The organism is Pseudomonas sp. GW821-FHT03C07, from assembly GCF_059420925.1.
On sequence record NZ_JBWKUQ010000018.1, the window covers coordinates 19,124 to 35,530 of the forward strand.

A 16,407-nucleotide genomic window follows, 5' to 3' on the forward strand; every position below is an offset into this window, starting at 1 on the left:
CACCCCCCCCCCCCCCCACCCCCCCCCCCCCCCCCCCCCCCCCCCCCCCCCCCCCCCCCCCCCGCTCCCACAGTTTTTACTCGATCACTGCTGCATCCACGGCGGAGGCGGCTCTTCGGCCTTGCTCGGCGGCTTGTCATCCGCCGCGCGGATCGCCTGCCGGCGCTCCTCCTCGAAGCGCGCCGCTTCGATCTCGCGCATCACGCTGCCGACATCGGCGAGTTCTTCCGGATCGTCGAACTCACCCGTCAGCACACTGCCCGGATGCAAGGTGCCGGCTTCGAACAACGCCCACATTTCCTTGGCATAGCGGGTGTCCCTGAGCTCCGGAGCAAAACGCCCGAAGTACGACGCCATGTTGCCGACGTCGCGCTCCAGCATGCTGAAGGCATGGTTGTTGCCCGCCGCATCCACCGCCTGGGGCAGGTCGATGATCACCGGTCCCTGCGGCGTCAACAACACGTTGAACTCCGACAGGTCACCATGCACCAGACCGGTACACAACATCAGCACGATCTGGGAAATCAGGAACGCGTGATACTCGCGCGCCTGATCCGGTTCCAGCACCACGTCGTTGAGGCGTGGCGCGGCATCGCCGTACTCATCCGCCACCAACTCCATCAATAGCACGCCTTCCAGGAAGTCGAACGGCTTGGGCACCCGTACGCCGGCACCGGCCAGACGGAACAACGCCGCCACCTCCGCGTTCTGCCAGGCGTCCTCGGTCTCCTTGCGGCCGAACTTGGAGCCCTTGGCCATGGCCCGGGCCTGCCGGCTGTTGCGCACCTTGCGGCCTTCCTGATACTCGGCCGCCTGACGAAAACTTCGTTTATTCGCCTCCTTGTAGACCTTGGCACAACGTAGCTCATTGCCACAGCGCACCACATAAACCGCTGCCTCTTTACCACTCATGAGTGGGCGCAGCACCTCGTCGACCAGACCGTCCTCGATCAGGGGTTCAATGCGTTTTGGAGTCTTCATCAGCTTTTATTGTGGGTCCTTTATTGCCAAACACGCGAATGTCACTCGTTATACGGCAATCCTCTCACAGCGGGGAGAGGATGCCGACCTCGAATACTCTCCAATGCACTCAATGTGCCAGATTATTCCGACGAATCGGCCAAGTGAACGCCGCAACGCCAGAGAATAGCCGACGATTATCAGGCTATGGCTCAGGCAGCACCTTGTGGTTTCCGAGCACGGTCGACAGCCTGATGCTCAGAAAAAATCAGAATATCCACCCTATACCTCAACTTTTTTCCGCGCCAGCCGAAGCGCTTTAAGACAAAGGCGTTTTTGTCGGACAATCAGCACGCCGCCAGCGAAACGGATTTTCAGCACAACCATCACTTTCACAGCTGCCCTATACCGCCCCCACGTGATCAGCACGTCTGGGGTCTACAAGAAAAATCTGGAGCGCGGATGAACATCAAGCAGAAACTGACCTGGGCGTTTGCAATCGTCGCCTGCTTACCGGTGGTCCTGGTTGCCACCCTGGTGGTACTGAACCTGCGCAGCGAAGCCCGCAGCAACTTTGTCGACGGCAGTGGCCGGGAAATCCGTCAGGTCAGCAACGCCATGCAGCTGTTCTTCGACGGCGTCAGTCAGAACGTTGAATACATGACGAACCATCCACTGATAAAAAATTCCGATGGCGTGCTCAAGAGCTACATGAGCGCCGATGCCGGGCAAACGGCCCTTAACGAGCAGGACAAACAGATCTACGACCTGCTTGAGGGCATGCGACTGGCCCATCCGGCCTATTCCTACGTGTCCTACGGCGTTGGTAACGGTGGCTACGTTTCCACCCCAGCCGACCCGAAACTGGCCAACTACGACCCACGTGTCCGTCCCTGGTACAAGACCGCGCTAGCCAACCCCGGCAAGACCCTGCGGACCTCCGCCTACTACTGGGCTGCCGACGACGCCGTCATGATCGGTACCGTGCGCACCGTGGACAACAAGCTGGGGCCCCAGGGAGGCGTCGTCGGTGTCGACGTGACCCTCAAGCAGCTCACCGAGATCGTCAAGCAGATCAAACTCGGTGAAAGCGGCTACCTGATGCTGATGGAGAGCAGCGGCAACCTGCTGGTGGACCCCAAGCAGCCGGAGCACAACTTCAAGGCCCTGGGCAGTCTCGGTGGCGGTTACGCGGACCTGGCCAAGGCCGGCAAAGGCCTGGTGGAAGTCGATATCAACGGCGAGCACTACATGGCCAACGTCTGGCCGTCCGAGCAACTGGGCTGGACCTTTATCGGCCTGATCAAGCAGAGCGAAGTGATGGCCTCGGCCAACCAGCTGACCTGGCTGGTGGCAATTATCGCCGCCGTGCTCGCGGTGATCTTCGCCATTGTCGGCGCCAGCTTCGCCAGCCTCATCGTCCGGCCAATCCGCAGCGTGGCCAGCGGCCTGGAAGGCATCGCCCAGGGCGAAGGCGACCTGACCCAGAACCTGCAGATCCGTGGCAGCGACGAAACCGCGCAGCTGGCCAACTGGTTCAACCAGTTCCTCGGCGCGATCCGCAGCCTGATTCAGCACATTGGCCAGTCGGCCAACAAAATTCTCGATTCGTCGCGTAACTCCACCCGGGTCTCCGGGGACATGGCCGACGCCGCCGGACGCCAACGCGAGGCAGTGGACATGGTGTCGACGGCGTTCCACGAGATGGTCGCCACCGCCAACGAAGTCGCCCGTTCCTGCAGCCAGGCCGCCGAATCGGCCGACAGCGGCCAGCGCCAGGCCCGCGAAGGCCAGCAGCAGATCGATGCGGCGGTCACCAGCGTCGACCAGTTGAGCCATGAAATCTCGCAGTCGGCCCAGTCGATGCAGCAACTGGAGACCGACAGCAACAATATCCAGTCGATTCTCGGCACCATTCGCTCGATTGCCGAACAAACCAACCTGCTGGCGCTCAACGCCGCCATCGAAGCGGCCCGGGCCGGAGAACAAGGCCGTGGTTTTGCGGTGGTCGCCGACGAGGTGCGAGCCCTGGCCAAGCGTACCGCCGACTCCACGGCGGAAATCGACGGTCTGCTCGGTAATCTGGCCAAACGCACCAGCCAGGTCGCGCAACAGATGCATGCCAGCCTTGAGGTGTCGCAGGAATCGGTGAACCGTATCGGCCTGGCACGCACCAGTTTCGGGCAGATCCGCGAGTCGGTGGACGTGATCCGCGACATGAACACCCAGATCGCCACCGCGGCGGAAGAACAGCACCACGTCGCCGAAGACATCAACCGACATATCAGCCAGATCCATGGCGATGCGCAGTTGGTGGCGGAACTGGCGAACTCGGCGCGGCTCGACTCCCAGGGCCTGGCGGGGCTGTCCAGCGAACTGGATGCGTTGGTCAAGCGGTTCCGGACCTGAGACACACGTCGGAGCGGTGCTTGCCCGCGAAGCTTTTAGCGCCCTCAAGGGCCTCTTCGCGGGCAAGCTCCGCTCCCACATTGGTGCGGCGGTGTTTCGGCACTCAGTGGCGGAACAGTTCCCCCGGCGTATAACCGAACAAGCCCTTGAACGCGGCGATAAAGGCCGACGTCGAGTCATAACCACAGGACAGCGCGGCCCGGGTCACGCTGTCACCCGCCTCCAACGTCCGCAGCGACGACAGCAATCGGGCGCGCTGACGCCAGCCACGAAAACTCAGGCCGGTCTCACGCTGAAACAAGCGCATCAAGGTTTTTTCCGACATGCCCAGGCGCTCGGCCCACTGCCCCAGGGTCACCGCCAATTCGGGGTTTTCAATCAGCTCATTGCACAAGTCGAGCAGCCGCGAGTGACGCGGCAGCGGTAGCGAAAACCCCACCTCCGGCAACCCCGCCAACTGATCCAGCAACACCTGCACCAAGCGCCCTTCGCTGCCACCGTCCTCGGGATAATCGACCGGCAACCGGCAGAAACTCTTGATCAGTTCCCGAGCCAGCGGCGTCACCTCCAGCACCCGGCACCGCGCCGGCGCCCACCGGCAATCCTCGCGACGCACGTACAGACTGCGCATTTCCGCGCGCATCGAGGTGACCACCTCATGCTCCAGCCCGGCCGGAATCCACACGCCCCATTGCGGCGGTGCGAAGAAGCTGCCTTCGGCGGTGTGCACACCCAGCACCCCGCTGATGGCATAGGAAAACTGCACCCAGTCATGCCGATGACGCGGCGTCCACGAGCCGGCGCTCAGGCTCTCGGCCCGGGCGTACAGCGGCCGCGGCAGGGACGACAGGGTCGGAATCTGGCGTTGGGGACCACGTTGTCCGTTAGTCGGCATGAATAGACCTTATGTCGCAAGACGGCGTTCAGGCTGCGACCTTAGGCCAAGCGGGCACTTCTGACAATGCCGACAGGACCAGCGCTGCCGACACCAGGCAAGCCGTTGGTGCGCAACACTGCGATGGCAGGCCCTTGCATTCACGCCTGGGATCAGAGCAATACAAGGCAACGAATCCGTCCTATGATGGGAAAGATATTGCCCACGATAAATAAAGATAATCCCTACAAATTATAGCGACCGCTCATGGAAAGCCCGCGCATGCCCGTAAACTGGCAATACCTGACCGCCGCGCCTAGCTTGCCCGCGCTTTACTTGCGTGCCGCGACACGACGCATTATCGCCGGCCAACACCTGCCAGACCTGGGGCTACGCAGTTGGGTGACCGTCGATGAACGGCGCCTGGCTGCCTATCGCCGGGTCTGCGGCTTTGCCGTGGGCAGCCCGATGCCGGCGACCTATCCCCATGTGCTGGCCTTGCCCCTGCAACTGCAATTGCTGACGGCCAAGGAGTTTCCCTTTCCACTGCCGGGCCTGGTTCACCTGAACAACCGTATCCGCCTGTTACGGCCCCTGGGCGGCATGAGCAATCTGCGGGTCGGCGTGCAGGTACGCAACCTGCAGCCCCATGTCCAGGGCGCGACCTTTGATCTGCTCACCGAGATCGATGATGCCCTCGGGCCGCTCTGGGAAGCCGAAAGCCGGATACTCTGCCGGGGCGTTAACCTGGACACCAAGCCGGCGAAGAAAAAAAAGGCCTCGCCCCTGCCCTTGACCGAGCTGTCGCACTGGCAGGTTCCGGTCGATATCGGCCGGCGGTACGCCAGGGTTTCCGGTGACTACAACCCGATCCACCTGACGGCCCTGAGCGCCCGCCTGTTCGGTTTCCCCCGGCCCATCGCCCATGGTTTGTGGAACAAGGCCCGTATCCTCGCGGCCCTGCACGAGCACCTGCCGAGCGCCAATATCGAGATCGAGGTGGCGTTCAGAAGGCCGGTGCGCCTGCCCGGCGAAGTCGGCCTGTGGGCCAGCGCACCCGGTTCGAACGGCGCGTTCAAATTGTCCGGGGCCAAGGGGCTGGAGCATCTGAGCGGTCGCTGGCAGCCGATTGCCTGACACTGCACCTACCCGCCCTGACGAATATTTCATCGGCTCCAGGTGTTATCCCTACAGCAAGGCCCTTGCTTCCCGTTCTCATCCACCGGAAGCTAGACGCCTTGAAGGAGAACACCCGCATGAACCTCGATGAACTGACCCAACGCCTGCACGGCATCCGCGATCGCAACGCCTGGAAAACTTTCCACAGCCCGAAAAACCTGGCCATGGCCGCCAGCGTGGAGATGGCCGAGCTGGTGGAGATTTTCCAGTGGCTCAGCGAGGATCAATCGCGCCAGTTACCGCCGGAAAAACTCGCCCATGCCGGGCAGGAAGTCGGCGATATTGTCCTCTACCTGCTGCTGCTGTGCAGTGAACTGGGGCTGGACATGAACGAGGTGGTCCGCGCCAAGCTGGCCGACAGCGAACGGCGCTTCGCCCAATGAGCGACCGTCATTTCGACCAGCTGGCAACCCGTTTCGCCGAGAAAATCTACGGTGGGGCCAAGGGCGCGATCCGCCTCGCCGTGCTCCAGGCCGACCTGACCGAGAGCTTGCCGCAGCGCCCGTTGCGGGTGCTGGATATCGGTGCGGGTCTGGGTCATATGTCCTTGTGGCTGGCCGAGCGCGGTCATCAGGTGACCCTCGCCGAACCCGCCGAACCGATGCTCGCGGGTGCACGCCAGCGCTTTGCCGAGGCCGGACAAACCGCGACCTTTATCCAGGCGCCGTGGCAGGACCTGCTCGGCCAGCTCACCGAACCTTATGACCTGGTGCTCTGCCACGCGGTGCTCGAATGGCTGGCCGAACCCCATGCGATCCTGCCGGTGCTGCACCAGCTGTGCAAACCGGATGGCTGGCTGTCCCTGGCCTTCTACAACCGTGATGCGCTGATCTACCGCAACTTGCTCAAGGGCCATTTCCGCAAGATGCGCAAGAACGACATGGCCGGCGAAAAGCACAGTCTGACCCCGCAACAACCGCTTGATCCACGGGAGTTGGCGGCGCAACTTGAAGGTCTGTGGCAGGTCGAAACCCAGAGTGGTGTGCGGGTTTTCCACGATTACATGCCGGTTGAATTCCAGGCCCGCGCCGCCCTGGCGGACCTGCTGGAAATGGAGCTGGCCCACCGCCGCCATCCCGGTTTTGCCGGACTGGGACGTTACCTGCACTGGATCTGCCGTCCGGTCTGAATAGGGAGGATGCAATGAGTCGCCGTTTTTGCCTGCTCGCGCTGTGCCTGGGTCTGACTGCCTGCCAGAGCGACAACCCCTACACCGCCAGCTCCATGCCCCTGCCGCCCGCTCCGGCGCCGGTCGCCCATGCCCCGGACCTGAGCAGCTACCCGGCGCCGCCACGGGACTACGCACGCTACCGCAGCTGGGCCTGGAGCAATGACCGGCTGCCCGCGGGCAGCCCCTGGGCCGATCCGGCGCAGTTGGCCGAAGTGGTGGGCAATGCCCTCGAACAGCAGGGCCTGCGGCCACGCCGCGACACGGCGCCGCCGGACCTGCGGGTCAGCGCCGACCTGCAGGTGGAGAAACGTCTGCGCCAGGTCCAGGAAGACTACGGTTACGCCGGCGGCCCCTACGGCTACCGCTATGGCATGTACCCCAGCGCCCCGATCATGCGCACCTATGAGGTGCAAGTGCTGGTGGTGCGCATCAGCCTGTTCGACGCGGGCTCCGGCCAACCGGTCTGGAGCGCCAGCGCCGAGACCGGCACCCAGGGCAATCAGCTCGAACGCGCGGATGCCTTGCGCGAAGCCGTGAGCAAGGCCCTGGCCAGTTATCCACCCCGCTAGACCCGTCTCGGAGAAAAATCATGTTCCGCCGTCTTGCTTTAGTGGTTTTTGCCGTGCTGCTCAGCGCTTGCGAAACCACCCAGGTCAGCCATGACTTCGACGCCAGCCGCGATTTCGCCGCCTACCGCAGCTGGAGCTGGAAAGAACCCGCGTTGCAGTACCGACCAGATGATCCGCGGATCAAGAGCGACTTGACCGAGCAGCGTATTCGCCAGGCGGTCGCCGAGCAGTTGGACCAGCATGGCTTGCGCCCGGCCATGGCCGGCGGCAAGGCCGATGTGAAGGTCCAGGCGTACTTGATCGTCGACAACCGCCAGCAGCAGGTCAGCACCAGCTACGGCGGCGGTTGGGGTGGCCCTTGGCACGGTGGTTTCTGGGGCGGCCCTGGGTACACGGAAACCCGCAACGTCGATTACCAGGCCACGACCATCCAGGTCGACCTGCTCGATGGCAAGGACGGCAAGCTGGTCTGGCGCGGCAGTGCCGAGCAGAGGCTCAACGACGGTTCGACACCCGCCGAGCGTAGCGCGGCGATCAATCAGGCGCTGGCCAAGTTGATGAGCGCATATCCGCCGAAGTAGTCGCACCGACAGCGGCCGTGGCGAGCTACTTCTGACGCTTGGCATCACTGATATCAAGCATGAAGCCAATCATCCGCAGGCTGTCACCGACACCCAGCACTTGTCCCTGAAGGCGATACCACTGGGGGATCTGGAGGGCATCCTCCGCATGGCGTCGCACGACTTGCAGCAGCGCCTTGCCCTGCTGCAAGTCGTGCATGCGGCTGGAAAGTTCCTGGCGATCGGTGGCATGGAACAGCCTCAGCCAACCCTCCAGCGACAACATCCCATACGACGCCTCCACCCCCAGCCCCCGGGCCAATTGCGGAGCCAGTTGCAACTGATCAATGGCTGGGGTCCATTCCCACCAACCGGTGCCCAGCAAACCTTGCAACACCTCCAGGCGCTCCAGTTGATGATGGTGCGATTGCTGCCGCAGGCGGGCCAACAACGGCGCGGCCAAAGCCGCCGCCAGTTGCAGCCAGTCACGGTCCTCCAATCGCGCCGCCGTTTGTTGCACCGGGTAAAAACCGCCGAGCAACCAGGCCGCCACCCCATGGTCATCGCAAAAAGGAATAAGCAAGCCATCGGCATCGCCCATCACCCCTTGCAGGCGCATATGCTCACTGAGGCCTTGTTGCGCGCTAAAGTACAGCGGCACCATGCCGTTGAGGCTGTCCAGGCCACGACCCAGGACTTGACCGGTCCGCCACAGGGCCGGGGCGTCATGGGCCCGATACTCGCTGTACACCATCCACTGCTGCTGATGTTCGTCCAGCAGCGCCAGGGCGACACAGGGAATCCGCCAGTGTCGGGACAGCCCCTGCAACTGCTCGTTCAGCACCTGGGGCAAGCGCGCCAGGCTGCACATACGCAATTGTTCGCTCATCTGCCCGGCGAAATACTGCAACTGCTCACGTAGCGATGAGCGCAGATTGTGTTCCAGCAGGTCACCGATATCCACAGCCTGCAGCCACCAGCCCACGCTGCCGGGCTGGACCCAGGCGCGGGTATGCAGGACTTGCCCGGCCGGCCCGATGAAGTCCAGGTCCAGGCTCTGCCCGAGCCAATCCGCCGGCACGCCCTCGACACACAGGCGACTGGAGAGCAGCAGCAGGTCGCGTAACCCTCCCGCCGCATCCTGCGGCGCCAGGTCATGGCGCAAGGGACCGTCGACACTCAATACCCGGCCTTCGTCGTCGAGCCGGATCTGCAAGCCGAACGCCGGGGCGGACAGATTGCGCACGGACTCGGGCGCCGACTCACTGCCCCGCCCCAGCAGGAGCCCGAACAGTTTGTCTCCCGCGCTCAAAGTTGCAGACTCGAGATCACGGTGAGCACCATCACGCACACAAGGTCAAACTCTATGGCGGCGACAATCTTTGGTTTCTTAGGGGGGCTGGGGTTCATGACAACGTCTACCCTGACAACTGCACATTGCTTTCATCATAGGATCATTCGCCGGGAAAGGGCGTTTTTTAGCCGATGCATAGTCTTGCTCTATCAACCTGGTTCGTGCGCTGTGCCCCCAGGGTCCGTGCCGCCGACACCTGGTCGCCGTCCGACCTCATCCGGGTAAAGAGGCGCTACACTAGGAAGCGAACTCAGTGACAGGAATGGTCCCATGAACGCCTCTTCCGCCCCACGCCAGCAGCTCCTTCTAGTGGACGACGAAGAGGACGCACTGCTGGAACTGGCCGAATTGCTGGAGGGAGAAGGCTTTTGCTGCTTCACCGCCATCTCCGTCGAGCTCGCGCTCTCGCACCTGACGCATCACCCGGATATCGCCCTGGTGATCACCGACCTGCGTATGCCGGAAGAAAGCGGCATGTCGTTGATCAAGCGCCTGCGTGAACACACCTCGCGCCAGCACCTACCGGTGATCGTGACCACCAACCATACCGACACGGATGATGTCAGCGATATGCTGCGGCTGCAGGTCCTGGATCTGTTCCGTAAACCCATCTACCACGTGCGCCTGCTGGAAACCCTCAACAACCTGTTTCCACAACCCAGAATGCATCTGGTCAACCCCTCCTGATACGCTGTCTGGACAACCTCCGAGGAGGTCTGTAAAACCTGCTCCCTGCGAGTGCGGCGCGTCAGTCGACTTATTCATCAGGGGTACCTAATGCAGGTAGAAAGCTTTTTCGAATGGCTGGGCCAGGCACTGGGCTCGGTGATCCGCTTTATCATCGATGGACTCAGCGGCTTCTTCCACGCACTGACCCATGCCGGCGGCAACTTTATCGACGGCTTCGCCCGCGCCCTGGGCATGAGTCCCTCGTTCTTCAGCATCCTGATCCTGATCTTCGGCCTGATGCTGCTCTACTCGGCGGTTCGCGCCTTCATGCGCGCCTCGATCTTTCTCGGCATCCTCTGGCTGGTACTCGGGCTCTGGTTGTTGAGCTGGGTCATTCAGTAGCCGCTACAATGCCCGCTCTTGCAAGGAGCCCGCATGTCCCCCCTGATCGCTGACTGGCGCGACCGCCCGACTCACCGCCGGGTCTGGGCGCTCGCCGCGCCCATGATCCTGTCGAATATTTCCGTGCCCTTGGTGGCACTGGTCGACAGCAGCGTGATCGGTCACCTGCCCCATGCCCATCAGCTCGGCGCGGTGGCGGTCGGGGCCAGCCTGTATATTTTTCTCGCCTGGGCCATGGGCTTCCTGCGTATGGGCTCCACCGGTTTCGCCGCCCAGGCCGCTGGACGCGGCGACGGCGCGGCGTTGCGCCAGGTGCTCGTCCAGGGGCTGCTGCTGAGCCTGGTGCTGGCGCTGTTCCTGGGGAGCATCGCCGTGCCGTTCAGTCAACTGGCGCTGACCTTCATGCAACCTTCGCCCGAATTGCATGAGTTGACCCTGGACTTCTTCCACATCCGGCTGTTCGGGCTGCCGGCGGCGCTGGCCAGCTATGCTCTGGTCGGCTGGTTCCTCGGAACCCAGAACGCCCGCGCGCCGCTGGCCATCCTGCTGAGCACCAACCTGGTGAATATTGCCCTGAACCTGTGGTTCGTCCTCGGACTGGACTGGGGCGTGGTCGGTTCGGCCCGCGCCTCGGTGATCGCCGAATGGACCGGCGCCCTGCTCGGCCTGAGCCTGACCGGCAAGGCCCTGCGCGCCTACCCCGGGCACATCGCCTGGGCGGCACTCCAGCGTTGGCGGAACTGGCGCCCGCTGCTGACGGTGAACCGCGATATCTTCATTCGCAGCATGGCCCTGCAATCGGTGTTTTTCCTGATCACCGTCCAGGGCGCGCGCCTGGGCGACGCCACCGTCGCGGCCAACGCTCTGCTGCTTAACGGCCTGCTGCTCACCGCGCACGCCCTGGACGGATTGGCGCATGCCGTGGAGGCGCTCTGTGGCCACGCCATCGGCGCGCGCGATCGCGACACCTTGCGCCGTTCCCTGGTGGTGGCGGCGGGTTGGTCGCTGCTGGCGAGCCTCGGCTTCGGACTGCTGTTCCTGCTCGGCGGGCGACTGTTTGTCAGCCTGCAGACCAACATCCCCAGCGTGCGCGACATCGCCTTCGGCTACCTGCCTTACCTGGCCCTGTTGCCGTTGATCGCGGTCTGGAGCTACCTGCTCGACGGTTTGTTTATCGGCGCCACCCGCGCCCGGGAAATGCGCGACAGCATGCTGCTCAGCGTCCTGCTCAGCCTGCCCTGCGCCTGGCTGCTGAGTGGCTTTGGCAACCACGGCCTGTGGATAAGTTTCCTGCTGTTCATGGCCTTGCGCAGCCTGACCCTGGGGCTCTGCGCCTTGAAGCTGCAGCGCAATGACGGCTGGTTCAGCGGCTTTGAGTCAGCATCGTCGCAGCAAGCAGCGCCACGAGCAGGCAATGGCAATGCCGTCGATTAAGCTGAACCAACGCTGAACAGGGTTGAAGTTATCAATTCAGCATTGAGGGGAATGGGACTTATTCCTAGCCTGAGAGACGGCGTTGCGGGTGTGCGGAATAGAAAATCATGGGCCAATTGTAAGATAGCCGTTACCTGGCGATTCAGTTGAGAAAATGGCCGTAGCCATTGAAATTCGTGGCTTGTTGAGTCAACAGAGCCCATTCGAAGTGTAGGCCTGTACCTTAATATTTATTTATTGATACAAACCGTCTCGACTGAAAGGGTTGCTCGCGCCTGCCCATCAATGCACGTAGGTGGGCGAAAACCATGCTTTTTCTGGAGAGTAATAGGTGCTAGCCTTTGATGGCTCTTTGATATCTGCTGTAAGTGGATATTAAGTTCAAGTTTTTGGTAATTCAAAATTTTTAGCTACAACACCTTTTGCATGTATTTGTCTGCTCAAGGTTGGTTCGTCGTGCCTGTGATAAGCACGATGTACTTTTATCTTTCGTAAATGCCATTGAGTTGACATGTCTGACCGTAACGCAAGGAGCCGCGTTTCGCCCGAAACGCCACAACCCACAGGAAGTGAAGACAGTGGCATTGCCTCACTCGTCGTCATCGCCCAACTCTCGGGTGTCGCCGTCAGTGCCGAGCGCCTCAGGCACCTGTCGGGGCTGTCCCGGCCTATCGATGCCTTGACCCTGGTGCGTCTGGCCCGGCAGGTCGGGCTCAAGGCCCGCTCCACCACGAGCCAGATCAGTCGCCTTGCCCAGACACCACTCCCCGCTATCGCCGAACTTCGCGATGGCCGCTTTTTGGTGGTGGCCAAGTGTGCGAACGACAACGTATTGCTGCACGATGAAGTGCAACAGCGCACCTTCCAAATCAGCCTGGCCGAATTTGAACACCTCTGGTCCGGTCGTTTAATCCTGATGACTTCGCGCGCCATCCTCGCCCAAGGTGGTGGAAAGTTTGATATGTCGTGGTTCATTCCGTCGATTGTCAAATACCGCAAGCAATTCATGGAAGTGCTGGCCGGTTCGTTTTTCCTGCAGTTATTTGGTCTGGTCTCACCCTTATTCATGCAGGTGGTGATTGATAAGGTGCTGGTGCACAAATCCATGTCGACCTTGGATGTGCTGGCGTTCGGCCTGATCACCATTTCCGTGTTCGAGGCCTTGTTGGGTGGCTTGCGCACCTACGTCTTCAGCCATACGACCAACCGGGTCGACGTCGAACTGGGCGCACGTTTATTCAACCACTTGCTGGGTTTACCGCTGGCGTATTTCCAGGCACGGCGAGTGGGCGACAGTGTGGCGCGGGTACGTGAACTGGAGAATATCCGCAACTTCCTCACCGGCAACGCGTTGACGGTGGCCATGGATATGTTCTTCACCCTGGTGTTCTTCGCGGTGATGCTGACCTATTCGCCGTTGTTGACCTTGATCGTCTTTATCTCGCTGCCGTGCTACATCGCCTTGTCGGTGCTCGTCACGCCGGTACTCAAGGCCCGGCTCGATGAAAAATTCCGCCGCAGCTCGGAAAACCAGTCGTTCCTGGTAGAGTCGGTGACCGGCATCGAGACCGTCAAGTCGATGGCGGTCGAACCCTTGATGCAGCGGCGCTGGGAAGAACAGCTGGCGGCCTATGTATCCAGTGCCTTCAAGGCCTCCAATCTGTCCAGTTCGGCCAATCAGGTGGCCTCCCTGATCAGCAAGCTCACCACCGCCGCCTTGCTGTGGTTCGGTGCCCGGCTGGTGATTGGTGGCGACCTCTCGGTCGGTGAACTGATTGCCTTCAACATGCTGTCCGGGCGCGTCAGTGGCCCGATCCTGCGGCTGGCGCAACTGTGGCAGGACTTCCAGCAAGTGCGGCTGTCGATGGCCCGCCTGGGCGACATCCTCGATAACCGTGCCGAATCCGGTGTCTCCGCTGGACAAGCCTCGATGCCGCCGGTCAAGGGTGAAGTGGTGTTCGACCGGGTGGTGTTCCGCTACCGCGCCGATGGTCCCGAGATCCTGCGCGGCCTGTCGTTGACGGCTGAGGCCGGTAGCGTCATCGGCATCGTTGGTCCTTCCGGATCTGGCAAAAGCACCCTGACCAAACTGATCCAGCGCCTCTATTCGCCAGAGCGCGGACGGGTGCTGATCGACGGTATGGATTTGTCGGTGCTCGATCCCGCTTCACTGCGGCGTCAAATCGGCGTGGTCCTGCAAGAGAACATGCTGTTCAAAGGCACGGTGCGCGACAACATCGCCTTTGCCTCCCCCGGCATGCACTTTGACCAGGTGGTCGAAGCCGCGGAGCTGGCCGGTGCCCATGAGTTCATCCTGGAGCTGCCGCAAGGTTACGACACGGAACTGGGGGAGCGCGGCAATGGTTTGTCTGGCGGTCAGCGGCAACGCATTGCCATTGCCCGGGCCCTGGTGACCAATCCGAAAATCCTGATTTTCGACGAAGCCACCTCGGCGTTGGATGCCGAGTCGGAATCCATCATCCACGGCAACATGCACAAGATCTGCAAGGACCGGACGGTGTTCATCATCGCCCACCGCTTGTCCGCGGTCAGAATCGCCCAGCGGATTATCACGGTCGAGAAGGGCACCATCGTCGAGGAAGGCAGCCACGACGAACTGCTGCAGCAAGACGGGCGTTATGCCTCGTTGTGGCGCCATCAGACGGGGCATCTGCATGTCGCTGCTTGATCGCTGGTTTCCCCGACTGCGGCATTACCGCGACATCGCTCGCGCCGCCCTCGACGCTGAAAAAGCCCAGGGCAATCCTCTGCAACGGCAACGCGACGAGGTCGAGTTCTTGCCGGCGGCGCTGGAAGTGCTGGAAACCCCCGCGTCCCCGGTAGGGCGTGGTCTGATGTGGGCGTTGATGCTGCTGTTCGCGATCGCCTTGGTCTGGTCGACCCTCGGCAAGCTCGATGTCGTCGCGGTGGCAGAGGGCAAGGTCGTCCCCAACGGCAAAAGCAAAACCATCCAGCCGCTGGAGGCTGGCATCGTCAAGGCGATCCTGGTCGACAACGGCCAGCATGTGACGCAAGGCCAGGCCTTGATCGAGCTGGACCCGACCGAGGCCACGGCGGACGTCAGTAAATCGAGGACGGCGCGGGTCGACGCGATGCTGACGATCAACCGCGCCCAAGCCCTGCTGGATGCGCAAAGCGCCAACCGGGCACCGATGGTCAAAGCGGTCCCGGATGCCACGGAGGATCGGCAGCGGGATACCCAGCGTTTTGCCGAAAGCGCCTTCTACGAACACCGTAGCAAAGTCACCAGCTTGCGTTCGGAGTTGCAGAAGCGTGTGCAGGAACTGCAAACCACCCAGCACAAGATCAGCAGCCTGCAGCAAACCTTGCCGATGACCCGCGCCGAAGAGGAGGACTACCAGACCTTGCTCCAGCAAAGCTATGTGCCGCGCCATGCCTATCTGGAAAAGGTGCAGGCGCGCATTCAGCAAGAGCAGGAGCTGGCCGGGCAGCAGAGTTACGCCAAGGAATTGCAGGCCACGATCCAGGAGCAACGCGACGATATTGATACCGCCATTGCGCAATTTCGCCGTGAACAACTCGATGCGCTCAACCAGGCGCAGCAGCAGTTGGCGCAGGATCAGGGCGATGAAACCAAGTTTCAGCAACGGCAGTGGCAAACTCATTTGACCGCGCCGGTGGGCGGTACCGTGCAGGAACTGGCGGTGCATACGATTGGTGGGGTGGTCACTCCGGCGCAGGCGTTGTTGGTGATTGTGCCGGACGACGCAGGGCTGGAAATTGAAGCGCAGATTCTCAATCGGGATATCGGCTTTGTTCGCCCGGGGCAGGAGGCTGAAATCAAGCTGGATGCCTTTCCGTATACCCACTACGGCACGATCCCGGGCAAGGTCATGTCGATTTCGCAGGATGCGGTCAAGGACGACAAGTTGGGGCTGATCTATCCGGCAAGAATTCAACTCGGTGCGCATGTGATTGTGGCGGATGGCAAGGATGTTCAGTTGGAGCCGGGGATGTCGAGTTCGGTGGAGATCAAGACCGAGCAACGGCGGATTATTGAGTATCTGTTGACGCCGTTGTTGAAGTATCAGAGTGAGGCGTTGAGGGAGCGTTAAATGGGTAAATAATTTGCGTTGCGTTGGCCGGTCGAGCCCACTGTCCTATTTTTGCTTTTTTATGATGATTTTTCGAGATTTCAAAGGGTATGTCATGAGTCAGCTTGTTTTTTTAAACAGAGGGTTTATGTGAGCTACGTGTTTGGAATTTGTATCGTTTGGAGTGTGTAAAGTTATCAAAATGGGGCGGATAAGTATGGCTGGGTTCACTGTTTACAAAAAAGCATTGTTATTTATTTTGTTTGGGCTGGGTGGCTGCATGAATGCGATTGCAGATAATGACCCGTGCGAGAGCAAAAATGGCTCTTGGAATACCGCGCAGTGCAAAGCGGAAAAATTGAAATCCTTAGAAAAAGATCTTGATGCAGGTTATCAGGAAGCATTGGGGAAATTGCCAGTCACGAGCAAATGGGACGCTCGCGAAACCAAAGGTCAACTTGAAAAAGCGCAGCGGGCATGGAAAGCCTACCGAGATGAAAATTGCAGCTATGTAGGAGGGCTACAGGGAGGGAGCAGCAAGTGGGTGACTACTTTTGCTAATGACTGCGCCATAGAGGAGACTGAGAGGCGTATTGACTTCTTGAGCATCTATCTGCAGGCAGCTGATGGAGTGCCAAAAATTTACTAAGAGGGAGAAGTGACAGACTCCTTATGGTGGCTAGAATATAGTTACATTTTTAATGTAATGATGCTGAGCTTTAATCCGCTCGAAGGAAAGGGTTTGTTTTG

At 61.0% G+C, this 16,407-nt stretch carries 15 protein-coding genes and 1 pseudogene; 13 read left to right on the plus strand and 3 right to left on the minus strand.

Annotated elements, in window-relative coordinates; translation table 11 throughout:
- Window positions 1-84: 84 nt before the first annotated feature.
- On the minus strand, window positions 85-981 hold the full coding sequence (locus AC07VG_RS26330; protein WP_495003579.1) for a PA4780 family RIO1-like protein kinase: 897 nt from the start codon (window positions 979-981) through the stop codon (window positions 85-87).
- A 639-nt stretch (window positions 982-1,620) separates the two neighbouring features.
- Between AC07VG_RS26330 and AC07VG_RS26335 the strand changes: the two are divergent.
- Window positions 1,621-2,511: pseudogene (locus AC07VG_RS26335) on the plus strand (cache domain-containing protein); the annotation flags it as partial.
- Window positions 2,512-2,640: 129 nt separating this feature from the next.
- Window positions 2,641-3,369, plus strand: a complete 729-nt coding sequence (locus AC07VG_RS26340) for a methyl-accepting chemotaxis protein (RefSeq protein ID WP_495022195.1) — start codon at window positions 2,641-2,643, stop codon at window positions 3,367-3,369.
- A 103-nt stretch (window positions 3,370-3,472) separates the two neighbouring features.
- Here the strand turns inward: AC07VG_RS26340 and AC07VG_RS26345 are convergent, their stop codons facing one another.
- Complete coding sequence (locus AC07VG_RS26345) at window positions 3,473-4,264, minus strand: AraC family transcriptional regulator (RefSeq protein WP_495022160.1); 792 nt, start codon at window positions 4,262-4,264, stop codon at window positions 3,473-3,475.
- Window positions 4,265-4,525: 261 nt separating this feature from the next.
- On the opposite strand from AC07VG_RS26345, the gene AC07VG_RS26350 reads away from it, so the two are divergent.
- The 5 genes from AC07VG_RS26350 (at window position 4,526) to AC07VG_RS26370 (ending at window position 7,743) form a co-directional block, all read left to right on the plus strand.
- Window positions 4,526-5,380, plus strand: a complete 855-nt coding sequence (locus AC07VG_RS26350; protein WP_495003577.1) for a MaoC family dehydratase — start codon at window positions 4,526-4,528, stop codon at window positions 5,378-5,380.
- Between the two features lie 119 nt (window positions 5,381-5,499).
- Window positions 5,500-5,805, plus strand: coding sequence for a MazG-like family protein (locus tag AC07VG_RS26355; protein ID WP_495003576.1), 306 nt, complete (start codon window positions 5,500-5,502; stop codon window positions 5,803-5,805).
- The gene (locus AC07VG_RS26360; RefSeq protein WP_495003575.1) at window positions 5,802-6,551 is read left to right on the plus strand and encodes a methyltransferase; all 750 of its coding nucleotides are present in this window, start codon (window positions 5,802-5,804) and stop codon (window positions 6,549-6,551) included. The genes AC07VG_RS26355 and AC07VG_RS26360 overlap by 4 nt, the downstream gene beginning before the upstream one ends.
- A gap of 14 nt (window positions 6,552-6,565) precedes the next feature.
- Window positions 6,566-7,162 (plus strand): DUF4136 domain-containing protein, encoded by a 597-nt coding sequence (locus AC07VG_RS26365; protein ID WP_495022161.1) that lies wholly within the window; start codon window positions 6,566-6,568, stop codon window positions 7,160-7,162.
- A gap of 20 nt (window positions 7,163-7,182) precedes the next feature.
- Window positions 7,183-7,743 (plus strand): DUF4136 domain-containing protein, encoded by a 561-nt coding sequence (locus tag AC07VG_RS26370; RefSeq protein WP_495003573.1) that lies wholly within the window; start codon window positions 7,183-7,185, stop codon window positions 7,741-7,743.
- Between the two features lie 25 nt (window positions 7,744-7,768).
- On the opposite strand, the gene AC07VG_RS26375 is transcribed toward AC07VG_RS26370, so the two are convergent.
- Window positions 7,769-9,034, minus strand: coding sequence for a hypothetical protein (locus tag AC07VG_RS26375; protein ID WP_495003572.1), 1,266 nt, complete (start codon window positions 9,032-9,034; stop codon window positions 7,769-7,771).
- Window positions 9,035-9,346: 312 nt separating this feature from the next.
- Here AC07VG_RS26375 and AC07VG_RS26380 point away from each other — a divergent pair, with 312 nt between their 5' ends.
- The 6 genes from AC07VG_RS26380 (at window position 9,347) to AC07VG_RS26405 (ending at window position 16,306) form a co-directional block, all read left to right on the plus strand.
- On the plus strand, window positions 9,347-9,763 hold the full coding sequence (locus AC07VG_RS26380; RefSeq protein WP_495022162.1) for a response regulator: 417 nt from the start codon (window positions 9,347-9,349) through the stop codon (window positions 9,761-9,763).
- 90 nt (window positions 9,764-9,853) lie between these two features.
- Complete coding sequence (locus AC07VG_RS26385) at window positions 9,854-10,147, plus strand: hypothetical protein (RefSeq protein ID WP_495003570.1); 294 nt, start codon at window positions 9,854-9,856, stop codon at window positions 10,145-10,147.
- A 33-nt stretch (window positions 10,148-10,180) separates the two neighbouring features.
- On the plus strand, window positions 10,181-11,581 hold the full coding sequence (locus AC07VG_RS26390; RefSeq protein WP_495022163.1) for an MATE family efflux transporter: 1,401 nt from the start codon (window positions 10,181-10,183) through the stop codon (window positions 11,579-11,581).
- 511 nt (window positions 11,582-12,092) lie between these two features.
- Window positions 12,093-14,270 (plus strand): type I secretion system permease/ATPase, encoded by a 2,178-nt coding sequence (locus tag AC07VG_RS26395; RefSeq protein ID WP_495022164.1) that lies wholly within the window; start codon window positions 12,093-12,095, stop codon window positions 14,268-14,270.
- Window positions 14,257-15,678 carry an HlyD family type I secretion periplasmic adaptor subunit gene (locus AC07VG_RS26400; RefSeq protein ID WP_495022165.1) on the plus strand — a complete coding sequence of 474 codons (1,422 nt, stop codon included), beginning with the start codon at window positions 14,257-14,259 and terminating at the stop codon, window positions 15,676-15,678. The genes AC07VG_RS26395 and AC07VG_RS26400 overlap by 14 nt, the downstream gene beginning before the upstream one ends.
- 196 nt (window positions 15,679-15,874) lie before the next feature.
- Window positions 15,875-16,306, plus strand: a complete 432-nt coding sequence (locus AC07VG_RS26405) for a lysozyme inhibitor LprI family protein (protein ID WP_495022166.1) — start codon at window positions 15,875-15,877, stop codon at window positions 16,304-16,306.
- The last annotated feature ends 101 nt before the right edge of the window (window positions 16,307-16,407 follow it).

What these genes read in the sequence shown, in the direction of transcription:
- AC07VG_RS26330 (WP_495003579.1), bottom strand. Translation starts at nt 981, where the DNA reads ATGAAGACTCCAAAACGCATTGAACCCCTGATCGAGGACGGTCTGGTC.
- AC07VG_RS26340 (WP_495022195.1), top strand. Translation starts at nt 2,641, where the DNA reads ATGGTGTCGACGGCGTTCCACGAGATGGTCGCCACCGCCAACGAAGTC.
- AC07VG_RS26345 (WP_495022160.1), bottom strand. Translation starts at nt 4,264, where the DNA reads ATGCCGACTAACGGACAACGTGGTCCCCAACGCCAGATTCCGACCCTG.
- AC07VG_RS26350 (WP_495003577.1), top strand. Translation starts at nt 4,526, where the DNA reads ATGCCCGTAAACTGGCAATACCTGACCGCCGCGCCTAGCTTGCCCGCG.
- AC07VG_RS26355 (WP_495003576.1), top strand. Translation starts at nt 5,500, where the DNA reads ATGAACCTCGATGAACTGACCCAACGCCTGCACGGCATCCGCGATCGC.
- AC07VG_RS26360 (WP_495003575.1), top strand. Translation starts at nt 5,802, where the DNA reads ATGAGCGACCGTCATTTCGACCAGCTGGCAACCCGTTTCGCCGAGAAA.
- AC07VG_RS26365 (WP_495022161.1), top strand. Translation starts at nt 6,566, where the DNA reads ATGAGTCGCCGTTTTTGCCTGCTCGCGCTGTGCCTGGGTCTGACTGCC.
- AC07VG_RS26370 (WP_495003573.1), top strand. Translation starts at nt 7,183, where the DNA reads ATGTTCCGCCGTCTTGCTTTAGTGGTTTTTGCCGTGCTGCTCAGCGCT.
- AC07VG_RS26380 (WP_495022162.1), top strand. Translation starts at nt 9,347, where the DNA reads ATGAACGCCTCTTCCGCCCCACGCCAGCAGCTCCTTCTAGTGGACGAC.
- AC07VG_RS26385 (WP_495003570.1), top strand. Translation starts at nt 9,854, where the DNA reads ATGCAGGTAGAAAGCTTTTTCGAATGGCTGGGCCAGGCACTGGGCTCG.
- AC07VG_RS26390 (WP_495022163.1), top strand. Translation starts at nt 10,181, where the DNA reads ATGTCCCCCCTGATCGCTGACTGGCGCGACCGCCCGACTCACCGCCGG.
- AC07VG_RS26395 (WP_495022164.1), top strand. Translation starts at nt 12,093, where the DNA reads ATGTCTGACCGTAACGCAAGGAGCCGCGTTTCGCCCGAAACGCCACAA.
- AC07VG_RS26400 (WP_495022165.1), top strand. Translation starts at nt 14,257, where the DNA reads ATGTCGCTGCTTGATCGCTGGTTTCCCCGACTGCGGCATTACCGCGAC.
- AC07VG_RS26405 (WP_495022166.1), top strand. Translation starts at nt 15,875, where the DNA reads ATGGCTGGGTTCACTGTTTACAAAAAAGCATTGTTATTTATTTTGTTT.